The 16,979-nt window shown below is 50.9% G+C and carries 18 protein-coding genes and 2 pseudogenes; 8 read left to right on the top strand and 12 right to left on the bottom strand.

Translation table 11 applies throughout. The annotated features are described in order from the left end of the window. Positions 1-21: 21 nt before the first annotated feature. Entirely contained in the window at positions 22-663 is a 642-nt protein-coding gene (locus P4S53_RS05860) for a Na+/H+ antiporter NhaC family protein (RefSeq protein WP_337111833.1), read from the bottom strand. Then, the gene (locus P4S53_RS05855) at positions 636-1,397 is read right to left on the bottom strand and encodes a hypothetical protein (RefSeq protein WP_337111832.1); all 762 of its coding nucleotides are present in this window, start codon (positions 1,395-1,397) and stop codon (positions 636-638) included. Before P4S53_RS05855 ends, P4S53_RS05860 begins: the two co-directional genes overlap by 28 nt. Positions 1,398-1,600: 203 nt before the next feature. On the opposite strand from P4S53_RS05855, the pseudogene P4S53_RS05850 reads away from it, so the two are divergent. The 5 genes and pseudogenes from P4S53_RS05850 (at position 1,601) to P4S53_RS05830 (ending at position 5,964) form a co-directional block, all read left to right on the top strand. Next, positions 1,601-2,492: pseudogene (locus P4S53_RS05850) on the top strand (LysR family transcriptional regulator). A gap of 292 nt (positions 2,493-2,784) precedes the next feature. Then, on the top strand, positions 2,785-3,852 hold the full coding sequence (locus P4S53_RS05845) for an extracellular catalytic domain type 2 short-chain-length polyhydroxyalkanoate depolymerase (protein WP_337111831.1): 1,068 nt from the start codon (positions 2,785-2,787) through the stop codon (positions 3,850-3,852). Positions 3,853-4,178: 326 nt separating this feature from the next. After that, positions 4,179-4,910, top strand: a complete 732-nt coding sequence (locus tag P4S53_RS05840) for an acyltransferase family protein (RefSeq protein WP_337111830.1) — start codon at positions 4,179-4,181, stop codon at positions 4,908-4,910. A 30-nt stretch (positions 4,911-4,940) separates the two neighbouring features. After that, positions 4,941-5,363, top strand: coding sequence for an acyltransferase family protein (locus P4S53_RS05835; protein WP_337111829.1), 423 nt, complete (start codon positions 4,941-4,943; stop codon positions 5,361-5,363). Positions 5,364-5,532: 169 nt separating this feature from the next. Further along, positions 5,533-5,964 (top strand): hypothetical protein, encoded by a 432-nt coding sequence (locus P4S53_RS05830; protein ID WP_337111828.1) that lies wholly within the window; start codon positions 5,533-5,535, stop codon positions 5,962-5,964. A 246-nt stretch (positions 5,965-6,210) separates the two neighbouring features. Here the strand turns inward: P4S53_RS05830 and P4S53_RS05825 are convergent, their stop codons facing one another. Further along, positions 6,211-7,077 (bottom strand): LysR family transcriptional regulator, encoded by an 867-nt coding sequence (locus P4S53_RS05825; RefSeq protein ID WP_337111827.1) that lies wholly within the window; start codon positions 7,075-7,077, stop codon positions 6,211-6,213. A gap of 95 nt (positions 7,078-7,172) precedes the next feature. On the opposite strand from P4S53_RS05825, the gene P4S53_RS05820 reads away from it, so the two are divergent. Together P4S53_RS05820 and P4S53_RS05815 are read left to right on the top strand one after the other, a co-directional pair. After that, positions 7,173-7,895, top strand: coding sequence for an AzlC family ABC transporter permease (locus P4S53_RS05820; RefSeq protein ID WP_337112073.1), 723 nt, complete (start codon positions 7,173-7,175; stop codon positions 7,893-7,895). Further along, a complete protein-coding gene (locus P4S53_RS05815; protein ID WP_337111826.1) occupies positions 7,885-8,193 on the top strand; it encodes an AzlD family protein in 309 nt (102 codons plus the stop codon). Before P4S53_RS05820 ends, P4S53_RS05815 begins: the two co-directional genes overlap by 11 nt. A 73-nt stretch (positions 8,194-8,266) precedes the next feature. On the opposite strand, the gene P4S53_RS05810 is transcribed toward P4S53_RS05815, so the two are convergent. The 9 genes and pseudogenes from P4S53_RS05810 to P4S53_RS05770 all read right to left on the bottom strand — a co-directional run bounded on the left by P4S53_RS05810 (position 8,267) and on the right by P4S53_RS05770 (position 16,159). Beyond that, on the bottom strand, positions 8,267-8,695 hold the full coding sequence (locus P4S53_RS05810; RefSeq protein WP_337111825.1) for an N-acetyltransferase: 429 nt from the start codon (positions 8,693-8,695) through the stop codon (positions 8,267-8,269). A 244-nt stretch (positions 8,696-8,939) separates the two neighbouring features. Beyond that, positions 8,940-10,142 carry an efflux RND transporter periplasmic adaptor subunit gene (locus tag P4S53_RS05805; RefSeq protein ID WP_337111824.1) on the bottom strand — a complete coding sequence of 401 codons (1,203 nt, stop codon included), beginning with the start codon at positions 10,140-10,142 and terminating at the stop codon, positions 8,940-8,942. Positions 10,143-10,145: 3 nt separating this feature from the next. Next, entirely contained in the window at positions 10,146-12,506 is a 2,361-nt protein-coding gene (locus P4S53_RS05800; RefSeq protein ID WP_337111823.1) for an ABC transporter permease, read from the bottom strand. A gap of 6 nt (positions 12,507-12,512) precedes the next feature. Further along, the gene (locus P4S53_RS05795) at positions 12,513-13,235 is read right to left on the bottom strand and encodes an ABC transporter ATP-binding protein (RefSeq protein ID WP_337111822.1); all 723 of its coding nucleotides are present in this window, start codon (positions 13,233-13,235) and stop codon (positions 12,513-12,515) included. Between the two features lie 264 nt (positions 13,236-13,499). Beyond that, positions 13,500-13,625: pseudogene (locus tag P4S53_RS05790) on the bottom strand (glyceraldehyde-3-phosphate dehydrogenase); the annotation flags it as partial. Positions 13,626-13,733: 108 nt separating this feature from the next. Further along, the gene (locus P4S53_RS05785; protein ID WP_337111821.1) at positions 13,734-14,240 is read right to left on the bottom strand and encodes a GNAT family N-acetyltransferase; all 507 of its coding nucleotides are present in this window, start codon (positions 14,238-14,240) and stop codon (positions 13,734-13,736) included. Between the two features lie 159 nt (positions 14,241-14,399). After that, a complete protein-coding gene (locus tag P4S53_RS05780) occupies positions 14,400-14,819 on the bottom strand; it encodes a hypothetical protein (protein ID WP_337111820.1) in 420 nt (139 codons plus the stop codon). A 6-nt stretch (positions 14,820-14,825) separates the two neighbouring features. After that, positions 14,826-15,338, bottom strand: a complete 513-nt coding sequence (def, locus tag P4S53_RS05775) for a peptide deformylase (protein ID WP_337111819.1) — start codon at positions 15,336-15,338, stop codon at positions 14,826-14,828. Positions 15,339-15,427: 89 nt separating this feature from the next. After that, the gene (locus P4S53_RS05770) at positions 15,428-16,159 is read right to left on the bottom strand and encodes a response regulator (RefSeq protein WP_337112072.1); all 732 of its coding nucleotides are present in this window, start codon (positions 16,157-16,159) and stop codon (positions 15,428-15,430) included. Positions 16,160-16,438: 279 nt separating this feature from the next. Here P4S53_RS05770 and P4S53_RS05765 point away from each other — a divergent pair, with 279 nt between their 5' ends. After that, positions 16,439-16,963, top strand: a complete 525-nt coding sequence (locus P4S53_RS05765) for a GNAT family N-acetyltransferase (protein WP_337111818.1) — start codon at positions 16,439-16,441, stop codon at positions 16,961-16,963. Positions 16,964-16,979: the final 16 nt, after the last annotated feature.

Here is a 16,979-nt window from a genome sequence, read left to right as displayed (position 1 = left end):
CGACACCTCCCACCTTTATGATTAACCGTAAACGGCCAGACTGATTGACAGAAAGACCATCGCACACGCGATGATGATCAGGAAGAAGGGCAGTACATAACGCGCCCACTGTCCCCACCCGACCTGGGCCGTGGCCAGGAAAATCAACAGGCCGCTTGAGGTCGGAGTAATAATATTTGTCGCGCCATTCCCCATAAGGAAAGCCAGGACTGTGGTATGCGGATCGACCCCGGCAAGCTGCCCGAGCGGACCAAGAATCGGCATAGTCACCGCGGCCTGACCCGAGGTTGACGGAATCGCAACATCAATGAGCAACTGTGAGAAAAACATGCCGTAAGCAGCAAAGGTCGGATTGTCATTCCCCACCAGTGATGCCAGCGTATAGACAATGGAGTCTAAAACTTTACCCTGCGCCAGCAGCAAAGCGACCGAGGTTGCCAGAGCAATCAGCACACCGGCGATTAAGACTTTCTTCATGCCTCCGACAAAAGCATCCACGGTATCGTTAGCATTCAAACCGCCGATAATGGCGAACAACACGCCCAACGCCAGGTAGTACGCAGACAACTCATCGTACTTCCAGTGCCAGGTCTGAGAAGCATATACCAGGAAGCCCACACCAAGGGCCAGCGTTGTCAGAACCAGCTGATGACGCAAAGACAAGGGGAGGTATCCCACTGCTGTTCTACTTGCGTATCACGCACTTCTTTCCGGATGCTCCACAGCACAAAGGCAATCCCGATCAGCATCAGCACAACATACACGAACACCCGCATCCCCATGCCGCTGAACACAGGGACATCCACAAGCGGCTGGGCAATCGACAGCGCATAAGGGTTCGTGATTGAAGCCAGATAACCGACTTTCACCGGAATCGCGACAATCGCCAGACCGATCAGATTGGACATGCCCATCCGGTTAGCCATCGCACAGACCATGGGAATCACCAGCAGGAATTCTTTAGCCATGCCCATAAAGGTGCTTCCCATCGAGAACACGATCATCATTGCCGGTACCAGCAGGTAGACGTTTCCTTTTGTGACTGACAGCATACGCTCCAGGCCGGTCTCGATCGCTCCGACTTTGTTCAGCACGCCAAACATACCGCCAATAAACAGCACCATGAAGATCATCCCGGCCTGCTTGTCGATCGCTTTGGGAATACTGACCAATGCGTCCAGCAAACTGACGGCCTTGGCTTGCGCACCGTCACTGTAAATGCCCAGCAGGTTCAGCGGGGAAACTTCTTTATCCAGTACCTGATAAGTACCGGGCACAATGACCTTTCCCTCTCGCTGGAAAGTGCCTGAGTCGATGAAGTAAGTCATGAGTACTGCGGCCAAGACGACAAAGAGCAAAATAATGACCGGATTCAGTTGTTTTGTTGTAGGGTTCATAGGTCCACTGTTCGCCGTTCCGTGTAACGACGGAGTAAGAGTTGCTTCCGTTACTTTCATTGTTGTTATCTCTCCATGAGCTGGATTGTGTCACACATTTTGTTAAATATGTGTAATATGAAAGCAACATATCGTTAATTCAGACGCAGGCACAACCGTATGAGTTTCCTGCATAATGCGATGCAGATTTGTACTAATACCCAATGAACATAAAACATTTAAAAGCCTTACAGGCTGTCATGAACTCAGGTTCAACCCGCGCAGCAGCAAAAGATTTAGGTCTGTCGCAGTCAGGGGTCAGTCGCTTAATCAGTCAGCTTGAACAAGAGTTAGACATTGAATTATTCATTCGCTACAAAGGGCGGCTCATTGCAAAAAAAGACGTTGAGTGTTTATTAATGACCGCTTCAGAACTGTTGGAAAAATCTGAAAAACTCTATCAGCAAGCGGCTGATATCAAGAAAGGGCATCGCACAAGAGAGCTGATTAAAATTGCTGTTCCTCATACATTCGCATTCGACTTCATCCCTAAAGTTGTCTCCCGAGTGATGAAAAATAATCCAAATGTCGTGATCGAAATCCTGACAGGTAATTACGGTTATATAGAGCAATGCGTTGATCAAGGGGATGCGGATATCGGCTTCACGCGTCTGTACGACAATCCGCGCTTCGACTTCAGGCGCGTTGCAGAAGGGCAATCAGTCTGTGTCATGCCGGACGATCATCCACTTAAGGCCTTGAACCAGATTGAAGCCAAAGATTTTGCCCGTCAGCCCTTGGTATTACTCGGCCGGCAGAGTAATACCCGTAAAGATATCGATTTTTTTCCACCAGCACCGGATCAAACCCCAGATAAAAATTGAGGCTCATTCAGTTGGTGTGGCCTGCGCACTGGTTGCCAGCGGACTGGGCATCACAATTGTCAACAGCGTTTTGCTGAGCGGTGTCAGACAGGATGGCCTGAGCGCCCGGCCAGTTAACGGTTTACCCAATTATGCCTATGGCTTAATTACCAAACATGGCCGTAAACACACCCCGATCATTGATGTGGTTACCGAAGAGATACAGAGCGAATTGATTGAAAAGTTCCAGTGAGCAAGGAGCCCAGCAAGTTGGGGGATAAGTAAACATTCCCTTAGGGCTTCAACAAATGCTCACTCAACACCAAGTAAGCATTTGGATATCGCAGATAATAAACTATTCAGCAACCAATTTCCCATTGCGTGAGTGTTGTCATTTTAGCCGTTCGCAAAAAATCACCCGCCTTTTCGATTCAAATCTGAAATTCACATTTGCGCAACAAATTGCTTATCCGCACCTATACTCCTTCCAGAGTCACGCTCAAAGCGTACGACAAGGACGTCATCTCATCAGACAGGAGTTCAAGATGCTGCACACGCTGCTACAACGCTTATTAGCCTTCGCATTGCTGTTCTCTGTTTCAGCGCACGCAACAACCGTGCTGCTGCCGCCATTAAATGCACAGGCTAATCAAACCTCGATTTCTGGTCTGTCATCCGGTGGCTTCATGGCAGCACAATTTCATGTGGCCTTTTCTGAATCGCTGGTCGGGGCCGGGATTGTTGCGGGTGGCCCCTGGAACTGCGCGGGCAATAATCCCTTTGTGAATCCGCTGCTTAACGCCACGACCACTTGCATGAACCCCTGTGAAAATAGTCTGCTTGGTTGTTCGTCATCCCAGTTCCCCAACAGCGGATACTTAGCGGAGCTGGCTAAAGTAACCGCAAACAACGGCCGGATTGACGATCCTGAAAACCTGAAGAACGATCAGGTTTACCTTTTCTCGGGCAGGCTGGATGAAACGGTCGTCACCGGTGTGGTCGATTCTGCTGTCACCTTTTACCAGAAGCTGGGGGTGCCTGACTCGCAGATCCGCTATAACAGCAGCGTGGATGCCGGCCATGCCTTTATTACCAGCGATCCGGCAGATACCCCCTGTGATCTCACACAAGCGCCTTATATCAATAACTGTGATATCCCGCAGGCCATGCGAATTCTGGCGCACATTTACGGCCCGCTGAACCCACCCGCAACGACGCCGGGCGGTGACTTAGTGGCATTTAATCAAAGTGAATTCATCAGCAGCCCGAACACCAGCATGGATGACACAGCATATGTCTACATTCCGGCCAGTTGCCGCTCGGCATCCTGTAAAGTGCATGTCGCTGTGCACGGTTGCCGTCAGGGCATCGCTGTCATCGGCACAAGGTATATTCAAGAAACCGGCTACCTGAACGTTGCCGATACCAATGAGATCATTGTGCTGTTCCCGCAAGTGAAAAAATCTGAATTCATCCCCTATAACCCTCGCGGCTGCTGGGATTTCTGGGGTTACAGTACCTTAAGCCAGCCGCCCTACAACTATTACACCAAAGACGCCCCGCAAATGAAGGCAATCAAGGGAATGATCGATCGTCTGGTCAGTGCAGGATAATCAGACCAGCACGTTCACTGGCATATCAGCCCCCCATTATCGGGGGGTTGATCAGCAAACAATCGGGACGAGAAACACAGATGCATCCACTTCTGCAGCAGAAGCGGATGCACTGACACTGCATTGAACTGCCAACATTTCAATTAGTTACAGTGAATACGCCGCGAGAGTCACGATTTTAACCTTCCAATGCCTTGCAAATTAAATGCAACAAGACGCCTATCATTTCTTGCCATAAAATCATCACAAAGAATGCCAGGACGGCAATGGCCCACCGCGGGACCAATTCCTGCAAAGACAGAAAAAATAAAAAACAGGACAAATACATGCCAGGTCAACTTCCTTTATTAACACCGATTCGCGGGATTGCCGCACTCATCGTCACCTACTTTCATGCCCGTTTAATTCTGTTTCCGCAATGGCGGGACGGTATTGCGCAATCCACACATTTTCTGGAAAACGGCTATCTCTGGGTGGATATATTTTTCATCTTGAGTGGCTTTGTCATGATGTATGTTTATCAGTCCACGTTCGCCACAGGCAGTAGCTTCAAAAAATGGCGAGGATTTATGTGGTTACGTTTCAGTCGGATTTATCCTCTGTTCTTTGTCACGCTGGCTGTTCTCTTTTTCTGGGAATATTACAAATCGCTTCACCAAATCGGCTTTTATGCCGGCCCATTATTTGATGCCTGGGGAGCCACAGGCATCCCACCATTTACCGGCCCGTTTAACCGAACGGAAACCCTGGTCCCCAATCTGTTTCTGGTCAATGGTATCCTTTCCCAGCCTTTAAGCTGGAACATTGCCGGTTGGTCGCTGAGTATTGAATGGCTGTGCTATCTGGTCTTTCCATTACTCATACCCGTGCTTTTGCAACCCGCACAGCGTAACGCCTGGCTTCCAGTCCTGATTATGCTGGTACTGAGCGGCATGGTGAGCATGCATGGAACATTGGATATCACTTCAACCCTGAGTGCATTCGTTCGTGGCCTTTGCGGCTTCACATTAGGGATGTGGTTATCCCGTATCTCATTCGGTCCCAGAATGAAAAACTAGCTGAATCATGATGGGCTATTGATTGCGCTCATGATTGCACTCATCACTGTGCTTCAGTTCAGCATCAGCGACACAGTTACGATGACCACCTATGTGCTGTTTGCGCTTTTGGTACTCGTCGCGGCCAACCAGCAGAATCGTTCTTCGTTGTTGCTCGGTTTACTCGACAATAAAGTCACACAATTTTTAGGTGATATCTCTTATTCCATTTATCTGTGGCACTCTGTATTGCTACTCGCAGGGGTGGAAGTGATCCATCATATCAACCCGGACTGGACCGTATGGTGGTATGCGCAAACATCCTTGGTCACCGTGCTGACGGGTATCTTTCTCTTTACCGCTGTGCTGATCTGCGTTTCCACATTCAGTTACTACTTATTCGAACGCCCATTGATGAAATGGATGCGGGAAGTGGGAGGCAGACGCACCACACCAGCAGTGTCAAAAGCCTGATGACGACACGCAATCACAGTGACTGAGATTCAGCCACTGGTTCAGCCGTCAGAAACTGGCAAATTAGAACCAAGCAGCCATACTGAATGCAATCTGTCAGGCGGTGTTAGCCTTTTGCTGTTCACTCAACAACACGACTTTGAACTTCTTGAAGTAGTAGGAAAATTGTATGAAGGCATATCTTTTTAAAAGTCATTCCCTGAATCTCTTGCTCTGCGGCTTATCGCTGATGTTTTCAGTCGCAGCCGTTGCCGATGATATTCGCACTGAACGCGTTCAATTTCAGAAAGGCACAAACGGCGCGGTGATCGAAGGGAGCATCAAAGGCTATGAGGTCGTTGATTATGTGCTCAATGCCAAAGAAGGCCAGCAGATGAACGTCAGTATGGCAACGAAGCATACCGCCACCTATTTCAACATACTGGCACCAGGTGAAAACGAAGCTGCCATGTTTAACGGTTCTGTCAGTGATAACCAGTATGAAGGTAAACTGCCTGCGTCTGGTGATTACAAAGTCAGAGTGTATATGATGCGCTCTGCCGCACGCCGGAACGAAGTTGCTGACTATCGGATAGAGTTGATGATCAACAGCGGAAATTAAGATCGGCTGACTGGGAATTAGGCTGCACGAGTATCCTCCGGCGCCTGATTCCCAACGTGCCTCACTCTCCAGACGGTGTCAGTGCACTGCTGACATATCCAGGTTTCAGAACACAATTGCCCGCCATCCGATACAACAACAGGATGAACTATCAATAAGACATTGGATTGGATCTCCGGTATTGAACGGCATCGGCGGCAGGTAACGGCGCAAACTCATGCTAAAGGCTTCCAATCCGAGTGACAATCAAACGGCTGATATTCTCAGTGTTCGAACCAATAAATCATGAAGGTAATCCACAGCAGGGGAGCCTTTTGATTTTTTACTCCGGTATACAGAGACTTCCATAGGTTCTAACGGCCCCAATCCCTGTTCTTCTCCGAGTATTTCAAGATGAGGGGGCACACTGCACTGTGTGAAGACCGCAATCGCAAGACCACTTTCCACTGCGGCAATCTGACCTGCCAGGCTCGAGCTGTTATACACCACTTTGTAAGGTTTACCCTGCAAAGCCAGCGAGTGAATTGCACTTCTTCTGGCAAGACTGGTACTTTCATAGACAGCAATCGGCAGTGTTTCCCGACGCCAGATTTCAAACTGAGATGCACCCACCCAGACCATAGGTTCATGGAAAAGGAGTGTACCCCGACTGGGGTTGTCTCTGGAGACTAAGGCCAAATCCAGATCATTTTTCTCTACCCTGGGGATCAGCGAAGTGGACTGTTCACAGTTTAATTCAATCTCTACCCCACCGAACCGCGGTGCGAAATTACGCAGTACAGGCGTGAGGTATTTTGCAGCGTAGTCATCCGGCACCCCGAGCTTGACTTGGCCAACCAGCGCTTCACCATGGAATGCGGCTTGTGCTTCTGAATGTAAGTCAAGAATTCGTCTGGCATATCCCAGCAACATCTGGCCTTCGGCGGTCAGTTCACTGTGCCGGCTTCCTCTGACGAGCAATTTCCGTCCGACGGCATTTTCTAACTTTTTCAGCTGCATACTCACCGCAGATTGCGAACGGTGAACAGAGGTCGTGGCATTGGATAAGGACCCGGCATCAACCACAGCCACAAAGCTCTTTAGCCAATCTAACTGTAAGTCCTGATAGCTCATTTATTCGATTATCGAATGGATGGTTTTTGAATTATGCGCTTTTCGATTTCCCCGTTCCAGTTTATTGTTCCGACAATCTCAGATGATTCAAAGTGATGATGTTTATGCATGCTCAAGAGTTGAAACTTGAATTGAATGCGATACAGCAAGGTTTTGTCAGCTTAATCCCTATCTCGTTGTTCGTATTCGTTTTCGGTGCCGCTTTCGGTTTAGCTGCGGCTCAGGAAGGATTAAATGACACTGCCGCCGTTTTCATGAGTGCCCTTGTGTTTGCAGGGGCTTCGCAATTCGCGGCTTTAGACCTATGGGGAACCCAGGTGCCAGTGCTCCCGTTAGCCATCACAGTCTTTGCCATTAATGCCCGGCATCTGCTTATCGGGGCAACCTTGTACCCTCATATTCGCTCCCTGAACCCAGCCACTCGTTATGGCGTGATGCTGGTTGCCTCCGATGCAAACTGGGCGCTGTCGATGCGGGCTTTTGCTCAAAATGAAACGTCCAAAGGGCTAGGTTTACTGTTCGGCGGCGGCATCGCCCTTTGGTTTTTCTGGATTATTGGGACCTGGATCGGTTTTTATTTCGGCAATGCCATCCAAAATCCGTCCGCCTTTGGAGTCGACATGGTGATGGGGTGTTTCCTGCTCACCATGGCGCTGGGAGGCAACAAAAATAATAAAACGTACGTGATATGGGCTGCGGCGGCCACCTCATCGATTGCCGCTTACCTGTATCTGCCAGAAAACAGTCACGTGATTGTTGGTGCACTCACAGGTGGCATGGCGGGCGTCTTACTGAAAGGGGATCACAATGAGCATTGATACATCTGAAATGGGCACACTCTTGCTTGTCATCATCATGGCGGTGGTCACAATCGCCACCCGCTGGGGAGGTGTCTTTATTATGTCTTACATTCCTATCAGCCAGCGTGTTCAGCAGTTTATCTCGGCGATGTCAGGCTCTGTGCTCATTGCAATCATAGCGCCCATGTTCATCAAGGGAGATACGGGCGCTCAAGCGGCACTCCTGGTGACCGCTGCGGGGACGCTGGTGCTGAAAAAACCGCTGCTCTCTATTGCCGCCGGCATCGCGGTGGCTGCACTGATGAGACAGATGTAAATGGTCAGACAGCCGCCGCGGCTCTGTAAACCTCGCTCAGTGATCCTGAGTGCCATCCGCACTCAGGGCCGGTTTAGCCGGCCTCATACCCCATCACCCACTCGCCTTCGCCCGTGTGTTCATCAACATTACCACCGATGACACGAAAGCCCTGAGAGAGATAAAACCGATAACTGATGTCATTGCGTTTGTAGACATTCAGCGACAGGGATTCACGACGTTTTTTAGCATGACTGATCAATGCCTTACCTATGCCTTTCCCCTGCACATCGGGTTTGACGAAAATGGCCGCCAGCTGGTTTTCGTACAGGGCATAGAAACCCTTGACTGTCTCTTTTTCAACCCAGACGTAGACTTCAGAAGCCGGCAGGTACATGCTGCGCATATTGTCGAGCTGTGATTGCCAGTAACTCGGGGAAATGAAGTCGTGCGCTTTGAGGGAGGCATTCAGCCAGATATCCAGTACCGGCTCCATGTCTGTGTCTGTAAATGCTCTAATCATTATGTCTTCATATTGTTTGCGTTAACTGGAGTATCCCAGCTAACAGGGCTGCCATGCCAGAACACAGATCTCAGAATGAAGGAAAGAAGCCTGTATGAGTCGCAAAAGACAGTATCAAATGGCCCGGGCATTGAGAGAATTGCCCGTCAACAAGAAACATCATCGTCGGTCCATCATCAGTCCGCTCAATAAGGTTGCTTCTGTATACGCTGACACCCTATAGCGCAAACCAGCAGCAAGAGACTCATTGAGCCTGCGACATCGCCCGGATGAGCACGCCGTCCTGAATACGGTCACTGGGGTAGGCAATCACCTGATCACCGGCAGAAAGACCTTCCAGCACCTCGGCATACTGATCTGTCATGTGACCGAGCCGAATCACCTGCAAGCGGGCACGGCCGTCATCGTTGCGAAATACCGCCCAGTCTCGTTTGAAACGAAATATAGCGCCGATAGGAACGCGAAGTACCTGCCCGTCATGCCATACCGCGATGCGCACATCCACCTGAAACCCGTGACCCAGCGCAGCCCATGCATGCTTCGGATCCGTTAAGTCGATGATCACATTGACACGCTGCTCTTCAATGCCGAGAGAAGAAACTTTCGTCGTACCTGCCGGTTCGATCAGCCGAACGATACCGCTTAATTCGCCTTCTCCGCCCCAGTGATTTATTTCAACCCGATCGCCAGGGGCGATCCTTACTGCATCGCGAGATAAAAGATCCGCGGCAATTTCGAGATTTCCCGGATCTCCAGTTTCCATCAAAGCCGTGCCAGCGCTGACGACAGCTTCACTTTCCTGAAAGACCCGCAGCACCTTTCCGTTTACTGGTGCAGTAATTTCCACCTTGTCTTCCTGGGTTAATGCGGCCTCGCCAGGCTGCAACATCGCTGCCTGCGCCAGCTTGTATTCCGCTTCTCTTTGCAGCAATACCGATTCTGCCGCGGCCAGCGCTGCTTCCGCTGCATACAGAAACTGCCGCGCCTGATCCTGCCGGTCAAGCGATACAGCGTCTTTTTCGGCAAGCTTACCTGCCCGCTTAAAATCGATCCGGGCATACTCAAGGCGGGCCAAGGCGCTCTTTATCTGTGCTTTGGCTTCATCACGAGACGCGGCGGCTGCACGGATGGCGGACTCATGTTCAAGCTGGGTCCGGCCGTCCAGAAATTGCGGCACAGCAGGTTGCATCACCGCCAGCACTGACCCGGCGGTCACCTCATCACCGGCATCTTTATCGATCCGCAACAGACGACCCGATACCGGTGCGGTAATGAGGTAAACATCTTTGAGGCGCGTGATGGCATCGTCATCCACTGTTTCTGTCATTGGTCCTTCCGTAACAACGACAATCTCAGCAGTGATCGGGCGTGGCCAGAAGGCGAAGGTAAGTCCCGCCATCAGCAGGAAAGTCAAGATGAAAGTCCAGCGATATTTCCTGACCAGCATACGTTATTCCCTTTCCTTGAGAACACTGAGAAGGTTGAGTTCTCCCAGACGATACAGAACCAACGCCCCGCTGAAGAAAGCGGCGATCAGTATTGCGATTACAGCATAACCGTAAGTCGATGCATCGATCGCAAACGGGATGCGATAAAGGTCAGACGACATGAATGTCACCATCAGCCTGACGAGCCCATAGCCAAGCAGACAACCCAAAGGCAGCGCAGAAAGAGTCAGCAGCGCGACCTCACTCCCCAGGATCCAGGCCACTTCTTTTTTATGGAAGCCAAGCACGCGCAGCAATGAAAACTCCCGCGAGCGCTCAATCAGGGTCAGGCGTGCATTATTGTAAACAACACCAAACGCCAGTACCGATGCAAACAGTACATAGAAGGTCACCATGGTGAACAGATTCTGCTGGATCATCTTGCGAAACAGAGCTGCTGACGCTTCCAGGGACGTTACGCCTGCGACAAACGGCATTTGTCTGATGTGGCTGTAAAAACGCTTTCGTTTTCCCTCATCGACAGTAATGATTGCTGTATTAGCCACCTGCCCGTCGCGAAGATAGCGGTTGAGCCTCGTTCGGTTTATATAAGCAGACAACCCGACATACTCCTTGCTAACCCCAGCCACAGGCACGAACAGATCCGGCATCCGCCCTTCCAGAATCTCAATCCCCAGCCTGTCGCCCTGTCTGACATTCAGGTACCGTGCGAGCCATTCATTCAGCACCACACCTTCCGCTGGCAAATCAATTTCCCGACCGTGGATATCCAGCGGATGACTCAGTTCAGCCCCCGGATCAAGCCCCTGAATACTGGTCCGTTTCGAACGATGGCCGGAAACCAGACGCACAGCCAAATTGCGCTGCAGCTCGACCTTCATCACTCCGTCAAGATGACGAATATCTGCGGCAGCGCTGTCCGGTCTGATTTCAGTAAAACTGATCGTGATGTCCTGCCGGTTACTGCGATGGAAAAATGAATCAAGCATGACATCAATGGAATCAAAGAAATTCAGTGTTGAGAGCAGCAAAGCAATCGCCATCGTCACGCCCAGAACCGTCAGACCAGAACGAAACGGCCAGCGCACAAGATGCCGTATGACCATACGGCCGGTTGGCGTCACCCCCCACATCAAGCCAGTGCGCTCACCCATCCCCGTATGATAGAGCGTCGGCAGGGGCGGTGACATGGCAACAGCCGGTGGCAGCCTGACCGCCTTACGAATAGCAGCCATTGCTCCCAGTCCCGCACTCGCCAGGCTGATGACCGCCGCACCGAGAAAAACATCAGCCGTGATCTGGTAGCGAAGCACGGGAAATTTAAAATATTCAACATACAACTGCGCCATGCCATGGCCCATCCATGCCCCTGCGAACCAGCCAATCACAATACCAATACCGGAAATGAACAGCGCGGCCTGCAGGTAATGAAGACCAATCGCAGTATCGCTATAGCCGATGGCTTTCAGCAAACCGATCTGACCACGCTCCGTTTCCACCAACCGCCCAATGGCGATATTCAGCAGAAAAACCGCTGTCACCAGAAAAATCGGCGGCATGATACGTGTCATGGACTTCAGTTGCTTCAACTCGCTGTCGATGAAGGAATCAGACAACTGATCTTGACGCATGTAAGCGCCTGTCCCGCCGTAACGTACAAGGAGCCGGTCGAGCCGGGCAATGACTTCATGTGGATTTGCGGAGGAGCTCAGTTTCAGCGCAACGTCATTAAACGCACCGTCCAAATTGCTTGCCGCTGCCAGTGCATTCCGGTTTATCCAAAAAATACCGAACCGTTTGCTGTCCGGGATCAGATCACCGGGTCCCAGTGCATAAACAAACTCCGGCGATAACGCGATACCAGCAACCGTAAAATGATGCTGCTTGCCATAAATCGTCGCATTGATCTTATCTCCCGGATGCAGATCATGCGCTTCTGCAAACGCCTCATGAACCAGGACCTGATCAGCCGAATCCGCTGCCGGCCAGTTTCCCACGCGCAGAACCAGTTTGTTCAGCAGGACTTTCCCCGCCGGCATTGAAACAAACAGCCCCCGGACGGGTTCAATGACATCCGGCATTCTCAGCAGTGCATATTGACGAATCCCCGTCCCTGCGCCGACCACGCCCGGAATTTGCTCAATGTCGGCAATGGTACTGTCAGGTGCACGCTTGAGGGTGGCGAAGATATCGGCAAAACGGTTTTGTTCGTAATAAAGGTTGCGAGTTAATTCAAGGGAACGGTAGGTTCCGGAAGACAGCAGGATCATGGCCACCGCAGAGGCAATGACAAGGGCAATCGCCAATGCCTGCCCGCGAATTTGCCAAAGGTTGCGGATCAGTTTTTTCTCCAGCGCACGCATCACTCTCTACCACGTCAGTGCCGAAGCGACTTGCCGTTTTTCGTTGCGCTCCTCTTTAACAATCCGGCCATCAGCGAAATGCAAAACCCGGTCTCCGATCGCAGCAATCGCGGCATTGTGCGTAATAATGATCGTCGTGGTGCCCAGTTTTTCATTCACCCCGGCCAGCGCGTCCAGCACCTTGATCCCTGTCGCACTGTCGAGCGCGCCAGTCGGTTCGTCGCACAGAAGCACCTTCGGTTTTTTCACGAGCGCCCGTGCCACCGCAACGCGTTGCTGTTCGCCGCCGGAAAGCTGCGAGGGGAAATGGTCGGCACGTGCTTTCAGGCCCACCATATCCAGGGCTTCTTCTACCGGCAGTGGATCAGACACAATATCCGAAACCAGGGCGACATTTTCCCGAGCATTGAGGCTGGGGATCAGGTTATAGAACTGGAAAACAAAACCAGCATAGTTGCGACGATATTGTGTGAGGAACCGCTCGTCCTGTCCGGTGAGATCCTGACCTTCGAAAAGAATTTTTCCGCCCGTCGGGGTATCAAGCCCGCCGATCAGGTTCAGGAAGGTTGATTTTCCGCTTCCCGAAGGGCCGAGCAATACCATCATTTCACCCTGACGGATATCAAGATCGACTCCCCGCAATGCCCTGACCGCAATCTCACCGGTGTAATACGTTTTTGTCAGGCCGCTTATCTGGTATGCGATATTTCTATCCGGTGTATTGCCCATATCGTGCTATCACTTCAGCCAGAATTGAAATCAGCCCGCCCAAAGACGACGGCATATCACCAGTCGGTATTCTGGGCGCTGGTTATCTGTGAACCCTTTCAGTCTTTAAGAATAGGCAATAACACAGCATTCAGGGCAGTTTAATCATGAGAGTGCATATGAACCGCGGGTTTACCCGGCCAGTCAGACAACAGCGGTGGGACGTTTTATCTCAAGGTGATAATGCATCAGATCATCTCAAACATATCGACTCGTAAAATCCGGCTAAAACCCCGATCCCATCTTGAAGTAAAAAGCACTTTCTTCATCACTAAAGGCAAGGTCGAGACCGGTATGCAGGCCATACCGGCGGGCGTTCAGGTAGCGAAAGCCTGCAACATAAGCTGTTTCGCTGACCGTATGATCGGACACACTTACTTCCGTTCGCATCCAAAACTTAGCCCCAGCAATCGTGGTATATCCTGAACCAGGAACTGGAATTTCTGAATTGCCGCAGCCCTAACAAAGGACCAATTCACCGTCCGGTTGTATCCGAATGTCGCGGCGGTAAATGTCCGTCCCGCGCAGGCTGCCATCCTCGCCAACACGCTGCCAGCCCCAGCGACGGTAGTGGCGTAATGCCCTTTCATTGGTACGGCTGACCGTTAACAACATCGCCTGACAGCCCGCCTGATAAAGCGTGTCTGCCATAAACTTCTGAACGATATCGGCCACACCGGAGCCACGGTATTCAGGAATAAGATAAATCAGGTGGATATAGCCCGTTTCGGCTTCATCGGAATAAGACTTAAACTCCAGCTGGCCAATAATCTGGTCATTATCCCAGATATGAATGTAATACCAGCGAGGGTCCACCAGCCGGGCACGCATTCTTTCTTCATAACCGCGAATAAAGGGCGCAAAGCCGTGGTCAGACTGAAACGTACACAGGTACGCATCACGCCGGAAGGCCATGCAAACGGCAAAATGGTCATCAACATTGACAGGATGAAATTCAGGTTTCACATGACCTCTCAGGCAGGTGCAATCGCGTCAGTTCAGGCGCCGACGGCAACATGACAGTGAATCATCAGGGCAAACTGCGATTCTAAAGGTTGAAAAACGGCAATCCAGGCCTGTCCCGACGCGTCGAATACGCTGCGTGTTCATTCTTATAGAAGTTGCTCAGTCAAATAATATCTGAAGTGCTCGACTGTCAAAATGATCATTCGCACCTTCATTCATGCACCGAAGAGGCACCAGCCAGTCAAGCTCATATAACCGCGCATGTTCAAACATCATGCAAGCCTGATAATTCACGAAATAATCTTCAATATTTTCTTCAGACAAAGCCCCATAACGTTTGACTGAATCTGCAGCACAATCATTCGAAGCCGGTGATATTTCGACGGTACACGCACCTTCAGAAATATTCATACATTTCTGATATAACGGATTCGCACAGATGACTTTACCGCCATTCTTTTCTATTTTCCCCGCGACCAGTTCCAACCAAGCATGATGGAGATCTGGTTCCTCTTGCGGTTCACTCGCACAGCCTGTCAGAAGACTCGCCATCAGGCACACCCGGATCATTTTATTCATTCATTTTCACGCTGTTTTCGCCATTCCCTTCACGGCTTTTTTGACTTTCTTCATCGCCATTTGTCGTTTGAGTGGCGACAGATAATCAATGAACAGATTTCCGCTCAGATGGTCAATTTCGTGCTGCATCACAATGGCCAGAAAATCATCACGCTCAATGGTGACCGGATTGCCCTGACGATCCAGCGCGGTAACTACCACAGACTGATAACGCTCAACATCAGCGTAATAATCCGGCACCGACAGGCAACCTTCCTGCCCCATGGCTTTCTCTTCACCACGCACTACGACCGGATTAATCAGCACCAAAGGTTGATCTCTGGTCTCTGAAATATCAATTACCACCACCGCTTCACGGCGACCGACCTGAGTCGCCGCCAGGCCTATCCCATTCGAGGTGGCATACAGGGTCTCCAGCATGTCATCCACCAGCGTCTGAACCGCAGCAATATCCGTCACAGGAATGGCCTGCTCTTTTAAGCGGGGATCCGGGGCGGTAAGTATGTCTAATCGTGCCATATTGTTTCAAATACCTTAGCGTTCACGACAATCAGAGTCTGAATGCTCTGATATTTTGTTATTCATCCGCGTTATCTTACTGGTTTTCATCAATTTTCATAGGTGACCGGCGCGGTAAAAATATAACCGTTACCCCGCATGGTTTTGATGTACTTGGGATGTTTACCGCTATCGCCCAGTCGCTGTCGCAACCGGCTCAGCTGAACATCAATCCCCCGCTCAAACGGCAGCGCTTCGCGGCCCCGGGTGGCATTGGAAATGGTGTCTCTGTCCAGCACTTCATTGGGACGGGATAAAAACAACATCAGCAAACTGAAATCCCCGCCCGTCAGTTCGTAGTCCTGCTCGGTCTGAAGGTCATAGAGCCGGTGAGACAAAGTTTCCAGACGCCAGTGTCCAAACCGGATCGACCGTGGTAATGCCGTTGGCTGGATCAATTCCTCCGCGCCAGCAGGGCGTGTGCGACGCAACAGCGCCTTAATACGCGCCAGCAACTGTCGCGGACTGAATGGCTTGGCGATATAGTCATCAGCGCCGATCTCCAGCCCCAGAATCTGATCCATTTCATCCGAGGCGGCTGTCAGCATCATAATCGGCACTTCCGATGATTTCCGCACAAACTGACACAAGGTAAAGCCGTCGTCCCCCGGCATCATCACATCCAGCAGGATGACATCAGGCGTATGCGCTTCAAGCTGTTGCTTCATGGCAATGCCATCTTCTGCGGTGATCACCTCATAGCCGGATTTGGCCAGATACTCCTGTAATAACTCGCGGATTTCGACATCGTCATCCACAACCAGAATGGTCTTTGTCGACATGGTGGTGTTCTCTTTCTGTCCGTACACGTCATTATCGTTATGATTGTTCACTGAGCGCTTTCATCGAACGCTTTGCTGATCGCGCATTTATCCCTGAAAGTGCTCAGCCGCTAGCAGTGTTATTCATTACCGGGATGAAATCACGGTGCAGGCGACAAAAGTTTGAGGCGGATAAGGTTTTACAGCCTTGTTGGTGGTGAAATTTTGCTGCCGGCTTCCCCTGATACGCCATTCATGCATAATACTTTGAAAGCAGTATGTTAAGAGAAACAGTCCCTTATGCTAACCATTGATTACGCCACCTTTGACGATCATGCCGCGATTACCGAGCTGCATGTTCGCAACTGGCAGGCCGTGTATTGCAACGATTTATCCGAGCAGTATCTGACACACGATATCCATCAGGACAGGTTTCAGACCTGGCATTCACGCTTAACTCAGCCCATGAGCAAGCGCCATATTCTGGTTGCAAAACAAAACGGCGCCATGTGTGGTTTCATTTGCATCGAGCTGGATGCGCACCCTGAATTAGGCACGCTGGTCGATAACCTGCATGTAAACCCTGAAATCAAAGGGCAAGGCATTGGCAAACAGCTTCTCGCTGCGGCAAAAAAGATTATGACCGGGCACGCACAATCGGACGGCCTGTATCTGGAAGTCCTGGCGTCCAATCTGCCGGCTATCGGTTTTTATCAGCGAATGGGGGGAGCAGAGTACTGTGCGCAAACCTGGCAGGCACCGGACGGTACTGTAGTCGACGAATATGTCTACCATTGGCCCGGCAAGGATCAGATGAAGTTCTGATCGCAGACATTGCCAT

The sequence above is a fragment of the Photobacterium sp. Hal280 genome (assembly GCF_037162255.1).
GTDB lineage: Bacteria > Pseudomonadota > Gammaproteobacteria > Enterobacterales > Vibrionaceae > Photobacterium.
This window is presented reverse-complemented; position numbering and strand designations above follow the sequence as displayed.